General features: G+C 70.1%; 12 protein-coding genes. 8 read left to right on the top strand and 4 right to left on the bottom strand.

Features of this window, described 5'->3' with window-relative positions; translation table 11 throughout:
* The first annotated feature begins 2 nt into the window (after positions 1 to 2).
* The gene (locus GGQ96_RS18260; RefSeq protein WP_343059120.1) at positions 3 to 701 is read left to right on the top strand and encodes a glutamine amidotransferase; all 699 of its coding nucleotides are present in this window, start codon (positions 3 to 5) and stop codon (positions 699 to 701) included.
* Positions 702 to 767: 66 nt separating this feature from the next.
* Here GGQ96_RS18260 and GGQ96_RS18255 read toward each other — a convergent pair whose 3' ends face one another.
* Positions 768 to 959 (bottom strand): hypothetical protein, encoded by a 192-nt coding sequence (locus GGQ96_RS18255; protein WP_184116809.1) that lies wholly within the window; start codon positions 957 to 959, stop codon positions 768 to 770.
* A gap of 78 nt (positions 960 to 1,037) precedes the next feature.
* On the bottom strand, positions 1,038 to 2,048 hold the full coding sequence (locus tag GGQ96_RS18250) for a 2-hydroxyacid dehydrogenase (protein WP_184116808.1): 1,011 nt from the start codon (positions 2,046 to 2,048) through the stop codon (positions 1,038 to 1,040).
* A gap of 124 nt (positions 2,049 to 2,172) precedes the next feature.
* On the opposite strand from GGQ96_RS18250, the gene GGQ96_RS18245 reads away from it, so the two are divergent.
* The gene (locus GGQ96_RS18245) at positions 2,173 to 2,667 is read left to right on the top strand and encodes an SH3 domain-containing protein (protein WP_184116807.1); all 495 of its coding nucleotides are present in this window, start codon (positions 2,173 to 2,175) and stop codon (positions 2,665 to 2,667) included.
* A 28-nt stretch (positions 2,668 to 2,695) separates the two neighbouring features.
* Here GGQ96_RS18245 and GGQ96_RS18240 read toward each other — a convergent pair whose 3' ends face one another.
* On the bottom strand, positions 2,696 to 2,911 hold the full coding sequence (locus GGQ96_RS18240) for a hypothetical protein (protein ID WP_184116806.1): 216 nt from the start codon (positions 2,909 to 2,911) through the stop codon (positions 2,696 to 2,698).
* 127 nt (positions 2,912 to 3,038) lie between these two features.
* On the bottom strand, positions 3,039 to 4,247 hold the full coding sequence (locus GGQ96_RS18235; RefSeq protein ID WP_184116805.1) for an acetyl-CoA C-acyltransferase: 1,209 nt from the start codon (positions 4,245 to 4,247) through the stop codon (positions 3,039 to 3,041).
* A 278-nt stretch (positions 4,248 to 4,525) separates the two neighbouring features.
* On the opposite strand from GGQ96_RS18235, the gene GGQ96_RS18230 reads away from it, so the two are divergent.
* The 6 genes from GGQ96_RS18230 to GGQ96_RS18205 all read left to right on the top strand — a co-directional run bounded on the left by GGQ96_RS18230 (position 4,526) and on the right by GGQ96_RS18205 (position 16,447).
* Entirely contained in the window at positions 4,526 to 5,296 is a 771-nt protein-coding gene (locus GGQ96_RS18230; RefSeq protein ID WP_425506714.1) for a prepilin peptidase, read from the top strand.
* Positions 5,293 to 5,721: a hypothetical protein gene (locus GGQ96_RS18225; protein ID WP_184116804.1), complete on the top strand. Its 429-nt coding sequence runs from the start codon at positions 5,293 to 5,295 to the stop codon at positions 5,719 to 5,721. Before GGQ96_RS18230 ends, GGQ96_RS18225 begins: the two co-directional genes overlap by 4 nt.
* A gap of 133 nt (positions 5,722 to 5,854) precedes the next feature.
* Positions 5,855 to 8,053 (top strand): BamA/TamA family outer membrane protein, encoded by a 2,199-nt coding sequence (locus GGQ96_RS18220; RefSeq protein ID WP_184116803.1) that lies wholly within the window; start codon positions 5,855 to 5,857, stop codon positions 8,051 to 8,053.
* The gene (locus GGQ96_RS18215) at positions 8,053 to 12,303 is read left to right on the top strand and encodes a translocation/assembly module TamB domain-containing protein (protein ID WP_184116802.1); all 4,251 of its coding nucleotides are present in this window, start codon (positions 8,053 to 8,055) and stop codon (positions 12,301 to 12,303) included. Before GGQ96_RS18220 ends, GGQ96_RS18215 begins: the two co-directional genes overlap by 1 nt.
* A gap of 473 nt (positions 12,304 to 12,776) precedes the next feature.
* Complete coding sequence (locus GGQ96_RS18210) at positions 12,777 to 13,997, top strand: EAL domain-containing protein (protein ID WP_343059119.1); 1,221 nt, start codon at positions 12,777 to 12,779, stop codon at positions 13,995 to 13,997.
* Entirely contained in the window at positions 13,994 to 16,447 is a 2,454-nt protein-coding gene (locus tag GGQ96_RS18205) for an ATP-binding protein (RefSeq protein ID WP_246360713.1), read from the top strand. The genes GGQ96_RS18210 and GGQ96_RS18205 overlap by 4 nt, the downstream gene beginning before the upstream one ends.
* The last annotated feature ends 13 nt before the right edge of the window (positions 16,448 to 16,460 follow it).

Raw genomic sequence — 16,460 nt, 5'->3', positions numbered from 1 at the left:
TCGTGGCCAAGCGCGCATTGATCCTCCGCCATGTCGAATATGAAGGCGCGGCGGGGTATCGCGCGCCGATCGAGGCGGCGGGCTATGCGCTGGAATGGCAGGCGGCGGACAGCGCCGATTTTGCCGGGGGCGTACTCGATTCGGCCGACCTGCTGATCGTGATGGGCGGCCCGATGGGCGTCTACGAGACCGGCAGTCATCCCTGGATCGTGCCGGAAGTGGCGGCGATCGGACGACGGATGGCGGCCGGGCTGCCGACGTTGGGCATCTGCCTGGGCAGCCAGATGATCGCGGCGGCGCTGGGCGCGCGGGTCTATCCGGGGCCGGCGCGGGAAGTCGGCTTTGCGCCCTTGCACCTCACACCGGCCGGGGCGGCGTCGCCGCTCGCCGCGCTGGCGGGGACCGAGGTGCTGCACTGGCATGGCGACACCTTCACCCTGCCCGAAGGCGCCGTGCGGCTCGCCTCGACCGAGGGCTATTGCAACCAGGCCTTCGCCGTCGGCCCACGCGTGCTTGCCCTGCAGTTCCATGCCGAAATGGGCGAGGACCCACGTTTCGACATTTGGCTAGAAGAAGGGCGGGACTATGTCGCCAGCGCCGGGCAGACCGCCGACCGGCTGGTGGAGGATCACCGGCGATTGGGCCCGCCGGCCGTGGCGGCAGGCCGGCGGATGATCGCCGACTGGCTGGGCGGGTTGTAGGATCGGCGTTGGACTTAGCCGTTCCCCGGCCGTCGCCGGGGAACCCGTTCCGTGATCCGGCGAGTCTCAGTCCGCGACCGTGCCGACCACCGCACCCGCCGTGCCGCCAACCGCGGCGCCCTTCTCGACGCTGCCGCCCGTCGCCGCTGCGACGCCCGCGCCGCCGGCGCCGCCGATCGCGGCTCCGCGCAGCGTCGAACAGGCCGACATCGACAGGGCCGCGGCCAACAGGGCGCTACCGACAAACAAGTTCTTCATGAGGCACTCCTTTTCTTCCGGGGGTGCCCGCGTTAATCCCGATCAAACGGCATCGTTCCCGGCGTTCCGCCTGCGAAACTACCGCCAACCCTCCAGCACTTGGTCGGGCGGGCGGTGGCCATCGGCCCAGGCGCGAATGTTCTGGATCACCTTCTCGCCGCTCGCCACCCGGCCCTCATAGGTCGCCGAGCCCATATGCGGCGTCATCACCACGTTGGGGAGGGCGAGCAGGCGTGGGTCGATGCGCGGTTCATGCTCCCAGACGTCCAGGCCCGCGCCGGCGAGCCGGCCCTGCTCCAGCGAGTCGACCAACGCCTCCTCGTCGACGATGCCGCCCCGGCTCGCGTTGATCAGGAAGACGTGGGGGCGCATCAGCTCGATCCGCCGCCGGTCGAGCAGCATATGGCTGTCGGCGTTGAGCGGCGTATGGACGGTCACGATGTCTGCCGTCGCGAGCAGCGCATCCAGATCGGCGTGCCAGGTCGCGCCGAGCTGCGCCTCCAGCACGGCGGGCAGACGATGGCGGTTGTGATAATGGATGGCCAGGCCGAACGCGCGGGCGCGCGCCGCGACCGCCTGGCCGATACGGCCCATGCCGATGATTCCCAGCGCCTTGCCGCCGATCCGGTGGCCGAGCATCCCGCTCGGACTCCACCCGGCCCATTCGCCCGAGCGGACCAGCTTCTCGCCCTCCGCGAGCCGGCGCGGGACGGAGACGATCAGCGCCATGGTCAGGTCGGCGGTATCCTCGGTCAGCACGCCGGGGGTGTTGGTGACCAGGATGCCGCGCGCACGGGCGGCGGCGAGATCGATATGGTTCACCCCCGCGCCGAAATTGGCGATCAGTTTCAGGCGTGGCCCGGCGGCGGCGATCAGGGCGGCGTCGATCGCATCGGTTACGGTGGGCACCAGCACGTCGCACGCGGCGACCGCGTCACGGAGCCGTTCGGCCGACCATTTGCTGTCGTCGTCGCTCGGCACCGTGTCGAACAGTGCCTTCATGCGCGCCTCGACCTGGTCCGGCAGTTCGCGGGTGACGATCACCCGGGGGCGGAGGCATCGTCGCGTGTCGGGGTGCGGATCGGCCATGGCATGGGATTGGCGGAGGCGGCGGGCGGCGTCAACGTCCGCATGGCGCGCGTCGCGCGGTCGAGACGGTTGATCCGGAACGCGCCCCGTGAAAGGAGGGGCCTCGCCTTGAGGAACTTCTGTCATGCGTTTCGCGATCGCCGCGCTGCTCGCCGTCCTGCCTTCCGCGCTCGTCGCCAGCGATCCGGCAGCCGCCGCGCCGGAGAAGCGACGGGTGCCCTATTGGGCGTCGATCGGGCCGGGCCAGGCACGGATGCGGACCGGCCCGGCGCGGACCTATCCGGCGAACTGGCTCTACCAGCGCGCCGGCCTGCCGATCCAGGTCGTGGGCGTGTTCAAGGAATGGCGGCGGGTCCGCGACCAGGATGGCGCCGAGGGCTGGATGCAGGGCAATCTGCTGCGGCTGACCCGAACGGCCGTCGTCACCGGGTCGGACCCGGTGCCGATGCGGCTGCAACCGGCCGAGCGCGCGGCGATCGCCTGGCGGGCCGCGCCCGGCGTGGTCGGGCGGATCGGCGACTGCGGCCATGGCTGGTGCCGCTTCGACGTGAAGGGGCGCGCCGGCTATGTCGAGGTGGGAAGCCTGTGGGGCGTAGAGGCCACCGAAATCCTGCCGTAAGGCCGGACGCGGCGTCCGTACGCTGTGATCAGGACAGGACGGGCGCGGGCGTTGCGCCCAGATAGATCATGCACGCCCAGCCGACGCAGAGCAGGGCGAAGGTGACGGAGGTGCCATAGGCGAGCTGCCCGGCGGTCTGCACCGCGCGCCCCAGCGGCCGCGCCTCGCGACGGCGGCGGCTGGCGGTCGACAGGACGAAGCTGACAATGACGGCATAGGCCATCAGCAACACGTTGAACACCATATACACCCTCGTTAGCCGCGCCGCCGTTCGCCCGCGTCGGGCGGATCGTCAAGCGGCGCTCGGCCCATATGCTCCTTCTATGCGGCGAATGGTTAATGCGGGGCAAAAGGCGGGGATATTTTCAGGGTCAAAGACGTTCCACGGCCACCGCCGTGGCTTCGCCGCCGCCGATGCACAGACTGGCCATGCCGCGCCGACCGCCGGTCGTCTCAAGGGCCGACAACAGGGTGGCCAGCACCCTTGCGCCAGACGCGCCGATCGGATGGCCCAGCGCACAGGCTCCGCCATGGATGTTCAACCGGTCGTGCGACAGGCCCAAGTCGCGCATCGCGATCATCGCGACGACGGCGAAGGCCTCGTTGACCTCGAACAGGTCGACCGACCCGGTCGACCAGCCGGCCTTGTCCAGCGTCTTGCGGATCGCGTCGACCGGGGCGGTGCTGAACCGCGCCGGCGCATGGGCATGGGCGCCCATCGCAACGACGCGAGCGACCGGCGACAGGCCTAACCGGTCGGCGACCGACTGTCGCGTCATCACCAGGGCCGCCGCGCCGTCCGAAATGGAGGAGGAGTTGGCGGCGGTGATTGCGCCGTCCTGGGCGAAGGCGGCCTTCAGCGTCGGGATCTTGGCGACGTCGCCGCGCGCGGGCTGTTCGTCCAGCGCGACGGTCGTGCTGCCCTTGCGGCCGGCGACCTCGACGGGCACGATCTCGCGGTCGAACGCGCCGCTCGCCTGGGCCTGTTGCGCGCGGGTCAGCGAGGCGATGGCGTAATCGTCCATGGCCTGCCGGGTGAACTGGTATTCGCGGGCGATCTCCTCGGCGAAATTGCCCATGGCGCGGCCGGGGTCATAGGCATCCTCCAGCCCGTCGAGCATCATATGGTCGAGGATGCGGTCGTGGCCGATGCGCGCGCCGCCGCGATGCTTGGTCATCAGATAGGGGGCGTTGGTCATGCTCTCCATGCCGCCCGCGACCAGCAGGTCGACCGATCCGGCCGCCAGCGCTTCCGCTCCCATGATCGCGGCCTGCATTCCCGATCCGCACATCTTGTTGACCGTGGTCGCCTCGACATGCGTGCCGAGCCCCGCGCCGATTGCCGCCTGGCGCGCCGGAGCCTGGCCAAGGCCCGCGGGCAGCACACAACCCATATAGATGCGCTCCACCGCCGATGCCGCGACGCCGGCCCGCTCGACCGCGCCGCGTACGGCTGCCGCGCCGAGCTGGGTCGCGCTGGCGCCGGACAGGCTGCCCTGGAACGAGCCCATCGGCGTCCGGGCATAGGACAGGATGACGATCGGGTCGGCGGCCGACAGGGGGGCGGGCGCACTGGCCATGCTACTCTCCATAAAATTCTGTATCGACGCGTTTCGTTGGCAGATCGGGCGACGCGGGCCGGCCATGGCGGCTGGCCTCGCCGACGATGCGGCTTCCCCGCCATAGTCGCTCGCCGTCCCGCCCGCCAGCCCGCTCGCCACCGCCCCGCCACCGCCCCGCCACCGACGGGGGCTAGGGCCGCGACCTTGTCGAAGGTTCATGCGCTGGGTAGGCGGGGACATCACGCCGGTCGGCGTCGCTCTGTTCGGGGTCTATCGCTATCTGGTCCGCAAGGCCGATCACTGATCCACTGCTCTGGTCGCCCGGCCTGGGGGCGACGCTGCTCGGCGGCCTGGGGCTGATCCTGGGCAGCTTCATCGGGGCTCTGGTCGTCCGTTGGCCCCAGGGGCGGTCGGTCGCGAGCGGACGATCGGCTTGCGACGGCTGCGGGCGCACGCTTCGCGCGGTCGAGCTGGTGCCGCTGTTGAGCGCTCTGTGGCAACGTGGCCGCTGCCGGAGCTGCGGCGCGGCGATCGATCCGATTCACTGGCAGATGGAGGCGGCGGCGCTGGCGATCGGCGTTTCGGCCGGCTTGGTCGCGCCGGGCGCGGCGGGGATGGCGGGGGCGGCGTTCGGCTGGCTGCTGCTGGCGCTGGCGGCGCTCGACTGGCGCGCCTTCTGGCTGCCCGACCGGTTGACCGGGCTGCTGGCGGCGATCGGGATACTCGGCGCGATGGCGGACGTCCCGCCGCCGATGGCCGACCGGCTGGTCGGCGGCGCGCTCGGCTTCGGCCTGTTGTGGGCGATCGCGGCGGGCTATCGCCGGTGGCGCGGGCGCGAGGGGATGGGGGGTGGCGACCCCAAGCTGTTCGGCGCGATCGGATTGTGGCTCGGCTGGCGGATGCTGCCGGCGGTGCTGCTGGTCGCGGCGCTGATCGGCCTGGGCGTGGTGGTGGCGCGGCGGCTGGCGGGGCGGCCGATGGCGGCCGACGACGCGCTGCCCTTCGGCACGCTGCTGGCGATGGCGGCTTATCCCGCCTGGCTGATGATGATAGGGGCGCTGGCATGATCGCCGTCCCCCTGCTGGCCGTGCTGATGCAGGCCGCCACCGCCACCGCGCCGATGCCCGGCAAGCTGCCGCCACAGGCGCTGCCTGCCCGGGGTTGCGCCGCCTATCTCTGGAGTCTCCAGGATCGATCGCTGGCGACCATGGTCACCGCCGATCCGGCGAGCGTGCGGCTGGTCATCGACGGCAAGGTGATGGACCTGCCCCAGGAGAGCCGGACCGGCCCCGGCGGCTTCGGCTTGCCGACGCGTGGCGTCTATCGCCAGGGCGGGGTGATGGCCGCGCTCGACCTGAGCTTCGCCACCCGCGCCGACCTGACCGATGGCGGCGGCGTGCCGGAGGCGACGCTGACCGTCCAGCGCGACGGGGCGGATGCCGTGGTGCTGCCGGTCGCCGGCATGATCGGCTGCGCGCCGCAACGGCCGTGAACCATGTCAGCATCCTTTCCGCATCGCGGGATGATTTCGCGACCGTGACGAAACCCTGACCGATCCGGTGCGTTGGGACGAATGTTGGGGGCAGGTCACAACCGATCGTCCCGCAAAGGGGAATGATGATCGCGTGACTGCTTCGACCCGCCGGCACTATTGGCTCGCCGTCGCGCTGACCGCCACGTCTCCCGCCTTTGGTCAATGGTCGCAGCCGGGCACCGCGCCCGCGCGCGGGCCCGACGCGCCCAAGCCGGCCGCGACGCCGTCGGTCGCCGGACAAAGCGTCGCGCCGGACCAGGGCGACCCGCAGGGCAACGCCCCCATCGTGCCCGAGGCCGAGTTCGACGCGGCGCTGCCGCCCCTGTCGGGCGACATCAACGCCCCGCTGGGGCCGATGGATGGCATGGCGGAGCCGGTGACGCCGCCAACGCGGCCCCTTCCCCAGCCGACGACCACGACGCCGCTCGCCACCGGCGACACGTTGCCGCCGGTCGGTCCCGAAGATCCGGCGTTGACCCAGCCGCTGACGCCCTTGGCCAGTTTCGATTCCACGCCGCTCCAGACCGAGGCGGCGGCGACCGGCGCGAAGACGCCGGACATCCGCTACGAGACCGTGGTCCGCGGCCTGGACGCGCTGAACCTGACGGACGAATTCAAGGCGCTCTCGGCCCTGCGCGAGGGCAAGGGCAAGGCAGCGAACGGTGCGCAGGTGTCGGCCCGCGCCCGCGAGGACGAGGGGCTGGCGGTGCGGCTGATGAAGTCGCTCGGCTATTATGATGCCACCGCGATCGCCACCATCGAGCAGCCGACCACCCCCGGCGGTCCGCTCACCGCGATCCTCACCGCCTCGCCCGGCCGGCTCTATACGCTGTCGTCGATCACGATCGATGCGGGGCCGGTGGTGCCACCCGACCTGATCCGCCGCAACCTGCCGCTGAAGATCGGCGACCCGATCGAGGCGGCGCGCATCCAGGGCGCGGAGGCCAATGTCAGTCTGCAACTGCCGCGCAACGGCTATCCGTTCGTCAAGGTCGGCGACCGCGACATCCTGCTCGACGACCAGGGGCCGAAGGCCACCGGCGCCTATACGCTGCCCGTCGATACCGGCCCCCGGTCGAGCTTCGGGCAATTGGTGACGACGGGCGATCCGGTCTTCGGGCTGGATCACCTGAACCTGTTCCCGCGCTTCAAGCCGGGTCAGCTCTACGACGCGCAGAAGACCGACGATCTGCGCGATGCGCTGGTCGCGACCGGGCTCTTCTCCTCGGTGTCGGTTGCGCCGCAAAAGACCGGGCGGCCCGGTCCCGACGGCACCGAGCAGGTCGACCTGCTGATCCGCCAATCCAAGGGCAAATACCGGTCGCTGGCGGCGACCGCGGGCTATTCGACCGGGCAGGGGACCCGGTTGGAAGCCAGCTGGATCAACCGCAACTTCTCGCCCGACGAGGGGGCGCTGATCACGTCCGCGGTCATCGGTACGCAGGAACAGGGGCTGAACGCCACCTTCCGCCGGTCCAATGCCGGGCGGCGGGACCGGACATTTCAGATCCTGGCCAATGCCAGCCACCAGAATTACGACGCCTATCGCGCCTATACCGGGACGCTGGCGATCCGGTGGAGCTACGATTCAACGCCGCTGTGGCAGAAGAAATTTACCTATGCCTACGGCGCGGAGCTGATCGGCACCAACGAGGATGTCTATGACTTCGATCTCGGCCGGCGGCGGCGCGGCACGTTCGGCATCGCCGCGCTGCCCGGGCAGGTGGTCTTCGACCGCTCGGATAGCCTGCTCAACCCCACCAAGGGCTATCGCCTGAAGCTCAACGTCTCGCCAGAGACCTCGGTGCGTGGCGCCGTGCGGCCCTATGTACGGACGCTGGCGGAGGCGACCGGCTATTATCCGGTCAGCGACAGCCTCGTGATCGCCGGCCGCGCGCGCGCCGGATCGATCCAGGGCATCGACCGCGACGACCTCGCCCCTTCGCGGCGCTATTATGGCGGCGGGGGCGGATCGGTGCGCGGCTATGGCTATCAGCGGCTGGGGCCGCTGGATCCCGACGGCAATCCGATCGGCGGCCGGTCGCTCAACGAATTCTCGCTGGAGGCGCGCTACCGGTTCGGCGATTTCGGCATCGTGCCATTCGTCGATGCCGGCAACAGCTATGCCAGCGCGTTGCCGACCTTCACCGACCTGCGCTTCGGCGCCGGCATCGGCGGGCGGTTCTACACCAATTTCGGGCCGCTGCGCGTCGACGTTGCGACGCCGCTCAACCCGCGGCCGGGCGACGGCAAGGTCGCGCTTTACATCTCGATCGGGCAGGCATTCTGATGGCCGACACGCTGGCGCAGGACTCCGCGCCCCCTCCGTCCGCGCCGCCGAAGCGCTCCCTGGCCTTTCGCATCCTGAAGGGGATCGGGCTGGCGCTGCTCGGCCTGGTCGCGTTGGTGCTGGTGGTGCTGTTCGGGATCAACACCGATCCGGGCCGCCGCTTCGTCGCCGACCAGATCGGCGGCTACAGCACCGCGTCCGGCCTCAACATCAAGGTGGGGCGGATCGACGGTTCGCTTTATGGCCGCATGGCGCTGTCCGATCTGCGCGTCAGCGACCAAAAGGGCGTTTTCCTGACCAGTCCGCGGCTGGAGGTCGACTGGCGGCCCTTCGCCTACGCCAAGAACCATATCGACGTGAAGCTCTTGAGCGCCGACCAGATCACGCTGGCGCGCCGCCCCGTTCTGAAGCCGACGCCGCCGACGCCGGACAACCAGCCGCTGCTGCCCGATCTCGATATCGATGTGAACCGGCTGCACATCGGCCGCTTCACGATGCAGAAGGCGGTCAGCGGGCAGACCCATGTCCTGTCGCTCGACGGCACCGTCCATATCGCCGACCGCCGGGCGCAGCTCAGGGCGAACGCCGCCGCGCTGCGCGGACCGGGCGTGGCCGGCGGCGACCGGCTGGCGCTGACGTTGGACGCGGTGCCGTACCGGAATAGGCTCGATCTGGCCGTGAAGCTCCAGGCCCCGACCGGCGGCGTTGTCGCGACGATGGCTGGCCTCAAGGCGCCGCTGACGCTCGACGTCGACGGGCGCGGAAGCTGGGCCAATTGGCGCGGGCGCGCGCTCGCGACGCTGGGCGGCGGGCAGCTCGCGAACCTGAACCTGACCACGCGGAACGGCCATATCGAGGTGCGCGGCACGACCCGGCCCGGCCTGTACCTGGAAGGCCCGGTCGAACGGCTGACCGCGCCGCAGCTCGACGTGGCGATCGACACGACGTTGAACCAGCGGCGCGCGGACACGCGACTGACGCTCAAATCGGACGCGCTGGCGGTGGATGCCGGTGGCCTGATCGACCTGGCGAACAGCCAGTTCGGCAATTTCGCGGTGAACGCCCGATTGCTGACGCCCGGTGCGATCGCCCCTAATCTGCGCGGTCGGGACGTGACCGCGCGCGTGGTGCTGAACGGCGCGTTCGCGACGCCGACGGTCGACTACAAGCTGCGCGCCGCCACGATCGGCTTCGGCACGACCACGGTCGAGGCCATCTATGCCGAGGGTCTGGCGCGGGTGAACAGCGACCGCATCCTGGTGCCGGTCCATGCGCGGGCCCGCCGGGTGACCGGGCTGAACGCGGCGGTCGGCGGGCTGACCAACAACGTCCGGATCGATGGCGACCTCGCCATCTCCATGCCCAACATCCTGTCGGACAATCTGCGCATCCGCTCCGATTCGATCGACGCGACCGCCGTGGTCGTCGCCAACACCGCGACCGGCCGCTACACCGGCGCGCTGAAGGGGCGGGTCAACAACTACCGGCTCGAATCGATCGGCATTCTCAACCTGTCGACGGACGCGAAGCTGGTGCCGGGCGCGAATGGCGGCTTCGGCATCACCGGCCGCGTCGTCGCGCAGACCAAGCAGTTGTTCAATGACGGGGTCCGCAACTTCCTGGGCGGCAATGCCGTGGTCCGTTCGGACATCGGCTACAGCCCCGAGGGCATCGTGACCTTCGCCAATCTGCGCCTGAACGCGCCGCAGTTCCGCATTACGCGCGGGCAGGGACGGTTTGATCCCGCGTCCGGCGCGGTGGCGGTGACGGCCGACGCCTATTCAACCGCCTATGGTCCGCTGTCGGCGCGGGTGACCGGATCGGCGGAGGCGCCGGTGGTGGTGCTGCGCGCGCCGCGACCGGGCGTCGGCGTCGGACTGGTCGACCTGAACGCGCGGGTGGTCGGCCGGGGCGGGGCCTATGCGGTGACCGCCAGCGGCGGCACCAACTATGGTCCGTTCACCGCCGACGTGCTGGTGCGGCCGGGCAACCAGCTGGCGATCGACATTCGCCGCGTCGTCTTCGCCGGCATCGCCGCCAATGGCCGGGTCGTGCAGACGCCGCGCGGCCCATTCGCGGGTGCGCTCGCCTTCAACGGGCAGGGGGTGACCGGCGATGTCCGTCTCTCCGACCAGGGCGGCAACCAGCGCGCCGATGTCGCGGCGCGCGCCTATAACGCCCGCATTCCGGGCCAGGTGGACTTCACCATCGGCCGGGCCATCGCCAATGCCAGCATCGTCCTGATGCCCAAGGCACCTGAACTGGTGGCCGATGTGCAGCTTGCCGACACGCGCTACGGCCCGACCGTGATCCAGGCGGCCCGCGCCAAGGTCCGTTACGTCGGCGGGCGCGGCACCGCCCAGGCGCTGCTGACCGGGTCGAACGGCGTGCCGTTCCGCGTCGCGCTGAACGCCCGGCTGGCTCCCGACGATTATCTGGTCGCGCTGAAGGGCGCGGCGAGCGGCATCGATTTCCGCACGGTCAATCCGGCGCGGATTCGCACCAGCGGCGGCGCCTACCGGCTCGACCCGACCCGGATCGACTTCGCGCCGGCCAATGGGCAGGCGGGCGGCTCGCTGCGGCTGGCCGGATCGTTCGGCGGCGCGACGCAGGTGCAGGCACGGCTCGACCGGCTCAACCTGTCGATCCTGAACGCCTTCGTCGCCAATCTGGGGCTGAGCGGTCAGGCGACCGGCAGCCTCGATTTCCGCCAGGCTTCCAGCACCGCCTTCCCGGATGCGACCGCGCGGATGACGATCAGCCAGTTCCGCCGCACCGGCGTGGCCACCGTCTCCGATCCGGTCGACATCGTGCTCGCCGGCACGCTGGACGCGCAGGGCGGCGATGCGCGCGCGCTGATCCGCAACGGGCAGAGCGTGGTCGGGCGGATGCTCGCGACGCTGCGGCCGCTGCCGCCGGGGGCGGGAAGCTGGACGACGCGGCTGCTGAGCGCGCCGCTGGGTGGCGGCATCCGCTACAACGGGCCGTCCTCGCTGCTCTTCTCCTTCGCGGCGCTGCCCGACCAGCAGCTGACCGGACCGATCGCGGTTGCCGCCGACTTCGGCGGGCGGGTGTCGTCGCCGCGCCTCAATGGCCTGATCCGCGCCGACAACCTGACCTATGACAATGAGCGCTACGGCACCCGGCTGACCGCGATGCAGATCGCCGGCCGCTTCAACAGCGACCGGCTGGAGATCAGCCGCCTCAGTGCCCGGGCCGGTGACGGGACCGTGCAGGCCCAGGGGTCGATCGGCCTGGCCGCCGATGCGGGCTTCCCGATCGACCTGCGCGCGACGCTGAACAATGCACGGCTGGCGAACAGCGATGCGCTGGCCGCGACCACCAGCGGCACGATCCGGCTGACCAACGGCAAGCAGGGCGGGCTGATCCAGGGCGAGCTGACCATCCCCAACGCCCGTTACCAGATCATTCGCCAAGGCGCGGCCGAGGTGCCGGAACTGACCGGCGTGCGCCGCAAGAGCGAGATTCGCGTGGCGCGGTCGACCGACCGGCCGGTTCCGGCCCCGGTGGGGCTGTTCAAGCTCGACCTGCGGGTGCGGGCCGACAACCAGCTGTTCGTGTCAGGCATGGGGCTGGAGTCGGAATGGGAGATGGACCTGCGCATCGGCGGCACCTCCGCCGCGCCGGTCATCACCGGCGGGCTGGACCTGATCCGCGGCACCTACAGCTTTGCGGGCAAGCGGTTCGAAGTGAACCGGGGCCAGATCCGCTTCCAGGGCGGCGCGCTGATCGATCCGGACATCAACATCCAGGCGACGACCTCCACCAACGGCATCACCGCGGTGCTGAACGTCACCGGCACCGGCCAGCGGCCTCAGATCAGCTTCACCTCGACGCCTGCCCTCCCGCAGGACGAGGTGCTGAGCCGGCTGCTGTTCGGCACCAACCCGGAGAATCTGTCGGCGATCGAGGCGATCCAGCTCGCCTCGGCGCTCAACAGCCTGCGCGGATCGGGCGGCGGTGGGCTGAACCCGCTCGGCAAGCTGCGCTCGGCCACAGGCTTCGATCGACTGCGCGTCCTCGGCGCCGACGAAGCGAGCGGGCGGGGCACCAGCCTGGCAGCGGGCAAATACCTGACCAACAATATCTATGTGGAGATCATCACCGACGCGCGTGGCTTCACCGCGACGCAGCTCGACATTTCGCTGACCCGGTCGCTCAGCATCCTGACCGCGGCCGGCTCGTTCGGCGGATCGTCGGCGAGCGTCCGCTACTCCAGGGATTATTGACCCTTGCGCGCGCCCTCGCTTGGTCGGTCGGTACACACGACCGGGCGGGCGGGTGGTCCGTCGAGGGGGTGTCTGCGCCGCAACGAAAAAACGGACCCGACGCCGGTGGGCGTGGGGTCCGTTTTCGTCGTTCGTCGCCTGGACGCGCCGCTGGCGGCTGCGCCCGTCGGGCAACGGGTATGGATTCAGATCGGGCGGATGTGATCGCCGTAGATCAGCGCCAGGATGAACTTCAGCATGGTTTTTCTCCCTCGTGGCCCCTCGTTGGAGGCAGGGATTTATTAACACCGGGTTTACCATTTCGCAACGGAGAAACCCCATTGGCTCGGTAGCTTAACAGTATATTTATCGATTTTCGTTTATCCGGCGGGACGATGGATCAGCATCCGATGACGAACGGCCACCATGCCGGGCGGCCGCGCCCTGACCGAGCGGCATCGTTCCCCCTCCCCAATCGGGGGGCATGGCGATTCGTGGTCCTGGCGTCCGTGGCGAATTTTGGTCTGTTGCGCCGCCATCTGGGCCTGTCGCTGGCCGATTCGCTCGCCGACCGGTTGGTCGGGCACATGGCCAAGCTGGTGCCGGAGGCGCTGGTCACCGCTACCGGGCGCGACCTGATCGAACTGATCTTCTTCGGCGACGAGCGGGCGGCGCTGGACGATCGGATCGCCGCAATCGAAGCGTTCTTCGCCCGCCCCTTGCCCCTCGATCATGGCGTGATCGCCATTGACCTCCATATCGGCGCGTCGGCGGCCAGTGTCGGCGAGGCCGACGATGTCCGGCTGATCGAGGAAGCGGAAACCGCGCTGATCGAGGCGCGGTCCGAACGGCGTGCCGTGATCTGCGACGTCGCATGCGGCGGCGTCGCGCATGACCGCATGGCGCTGGCGCATGAACTGCCGGTCGCGATCCGGCGCGGCGAGATGGCGCTGCATTATCAGCCCAAGCTGCACGTCCGCCAGCAGCGCATCTCCAGCGTCGAGGCGCTGGTCCGCTGGAATCATCCGACCCGTGGCCAGGTCTCGCCCGGCGACTTCATCCCCCTGGCCGAACAGTCGCGCGACATCGTCGACCTGACCTTGTGGACGATCCGCCAGGTGATCGAGGATCAGAGGCTGATGGCGTCGTGCGGCGTCGACTGCCCGATCTTCATCAACATCGCCGGCGTGCTGCTGACCGACACCGCCTTCGTGCGCGAGGCTTGCGACCTGATCGCGGACAGCGGAGCGCGGCTGGGGTTCGAGGTGACCGAGACTTCGGTGATCCGCGACCCGCAATGCGCGATCGCGCACCTCCAGATCTTCGCCGGCATCGGCATTACCATCGCGATCGACGATTATGGCGCGGGCCTGTCCTCGCTGGCCTATCTGAAGCAGCTCCCGGCGCGCGAGCTGAAGATCGACAAGCTGTTCGTGACGCAGCTCACCAGTTCGAACCGCGACCCGCTGATCGTCCGCTCAACGATCGATCTCGCCCATGCGCTGGAGATGGAAGTGGTGGCGGAGGGCGTCGAGACCCATGCCGCGCTGGCGCTGCTGTCGGTGATGGGCTGCGACATGGTGCAGGGCTTCCTGATCAGCCGGCCGGTGCCGCTCGACGCGCTGCTCGCCTATCTCGAGCAGCAGCGGGGCGGCTTCGACCTGCCGGTGCCGGCGAGCGTGCAGAGCCTGCGGAACGCCTGGTCGCGCCGATGATCCGTAGGGCGGCGATGGCCGCCGCGCTGGTCCTGTCCGTCGGCGGCTGGTCCGATCCCGGTCGGGCGGCACCGCAGGCCGACCCCGAGTTCGAACGGTCGGTGGCGGAGGCCCGCGGCGCGATGGTCGACGATCCGCCGGTCGCGCTCGCGGCGGCCCGCCGGGCCGAGGATCATGCCGAGGCGCGCGAGGATGCGCGGCAGCGCGATCTCGAACTGGCCCAGGCATGGCGGCTGCAAGGCGACGCCTGTCTGCGGCTGAACCGGCTGGGCGATGCGGCGGCGCTGCTGTCGCGCGCAGAAACGGCGGCACGGCGCTACGATCCCCGCTCGCAAGTGATGGGCGAGGTGCTGCTGACCAACGCCGCCTATCAGGGCGTGCAGGGCAGGGCGGCGGCGGCGCTGCGGGCGTTCCAGCAGGCCTTTCGCATCTTCCAGGGAACCGGCGACGCGCGCAGCCAGGCCATAGCCCTGATGGGCATCGCATCGCTCTACAACGACGCGCGCGACAACGAGTCGGCCCTGCGGTATTTCAGCCAGGCGGAGGAGCTGTATCGCGGCGATCCCCGGCTGTCGCTCGCGGTCTTCAACAACCGAGGCACGGTCTATCAGGATCTCGGGCGGTTCGCGGCGGCCGAGGCCGATTTCCAACACGCCTATGGCCTCGCCCGCCGCCGCAACAGTCCGCTGCTTCAGGCGCAGGTGCTGGGCAATCTGGCGCGCAACCGCCTTAAGGCCGGGCGGGTCTTCGAAGCGGGACAGGCGCTGTCCCGCGCCCTGGCCCTGACCCGGACGGGAGAAGCGCAACATTGGCGGCCGCAGGTCCAGGCGATCGCCGCCCAAGCCGCGCTGCAGCGGCGCCAGCCCGGCGAGGCCGGGCGGCTGATCGAGGCGAGTTTCGCCGGCGTCGATCCGGACGCCACGACCTTGCCCTATCGCGAGGCGCATCAGACCGCCTATCGCACCTTCGCGATGCTGGGCGCGCCGGACAAGGCGCTGCCGCACCTGATCGCCTTGAAGCGGCTGGACGACGAGGCGACCAAATTGGCCACCCAGACCAACACGGCGCTGATGGCGGCGCGATTCGACTTCGCCAACCAGGAACTGCGCATCGCCAAGCTGAAGGCGGAGGAGCTGCGCCGCAGCGTCGCCTTCGAACAGGCACGGGCGCGGACCGAACGGCTGGTGTTCCTGGGCGCGGCGGCCGCGACGGCGATCGTCATCCTCGTGCTGGCAGTCAGCCTATTCACCGTCCGCCGCAGCCGCAACCAGGTCCGCGCCGCCAACGAAGACCTGGCGGTCACCAACGAGGCGCTGGGCAAGGCGCTGGCGGCCAAGACTGAGTTCCTGGCGACCACCAGCCACGAGATCCGCACGCCGCTCAACGGCATATTGGGCATGACCCAGGTGATGCTCGCCGATGCTTCGCTCGACGCCGGCATCCGCGACCGGCTGTCCGTGGTGCACGGCGCGGGCGTGACGATGAAGGCGCTGGTGGACGATATCCTGGACGTGGCGAAGATCGAGACGGGGCATCTGACCATCGAAGAGGCGCCGTTTGACCTGGCCGCGACGATCCGCGACGCCGCGATCATGTGGCGGACCCAGGCGGAGGCGCGGGGCCTGCGCTTTGAAACCGCGCTTGGCGAATGCCCCGACCGCGTCGTCGGCGACGCCGCGCGAGTCCGCCAGATCGTGTTCAACCTGGTCGCCAACGCCTTGAAGTTCACCAGCGCCGGGCAGGTGTCGCTGTCGGTCACGCGCGCCGGCGACGGCCGGAGCTACGCAATCGCGGTGCGCGACACCGGCATCGGCATCGCGCCCGACCAGCGCGAGGCGATCTTCGAGGCGTTCCGCCAGGCGGATGCCAGCACGACGCGCCGCTTCGGCGGCACCGGGCTCGGCCTGTCGATCTGCCGCAACCTGGCACGGGCGATGGGCGGCGACGTCACGGTCGACAGCGTCGCGGGGCAGGGCTCGACCTTCACCGTCACCCTGCCGCTGGTGGTGCCGGCTGAGACGAAGGGCGGGGCGGCGCGCGATGCCGAGGTGCTGGGCGCGGGCCTGCTGGTGATCGATCGCAACCCGATCGCCCGCAGCATGTGGCGGACGCTGTTCGCGCCGCATGAGGAACGGCTAGTCTTCGTGGGGAGTTTCGAGGAAGCGACCCAGTCGCTGGGAGAGGGGCCATGTCGACGCGTGCTGGTGGACGAAGCGCCACTGCGGAGCGAAGCCGATCCGGAGGCGGCGCTGGCGCGGCTGATCGCGGCGGCCGACCGGTGCGGGGCGGCGGTGACGCTGCTATGGCCGGCTGCGGATGCGGCGGGCGCGGCGCGACTGGCCGGGAGCGGCGTGGGACGGGTCGTGACCAAGCCGGTGACGGGCGCGGCGCTCGTCCATTCTCTGTTCATCGCATTGCCGGACGATGTGCTTGTGCCGCAGACGGTATGACGCGTAGACGCGG

The sequence above is a fragment of the Sphingomonas abaci genome, from assembly GCF_014199625.1.
GTDB lineage: Bacteria > Pseudomonadota > Alphaproteobacteria > Sphingomonadales > Sphingomonadaceae > Sphingomonas > Sphingomonas abaci.
Note: the sequence above shows the minus strand (reverse complement) of the source record. Positions and strands in the feature narration are given on the sequence as shown.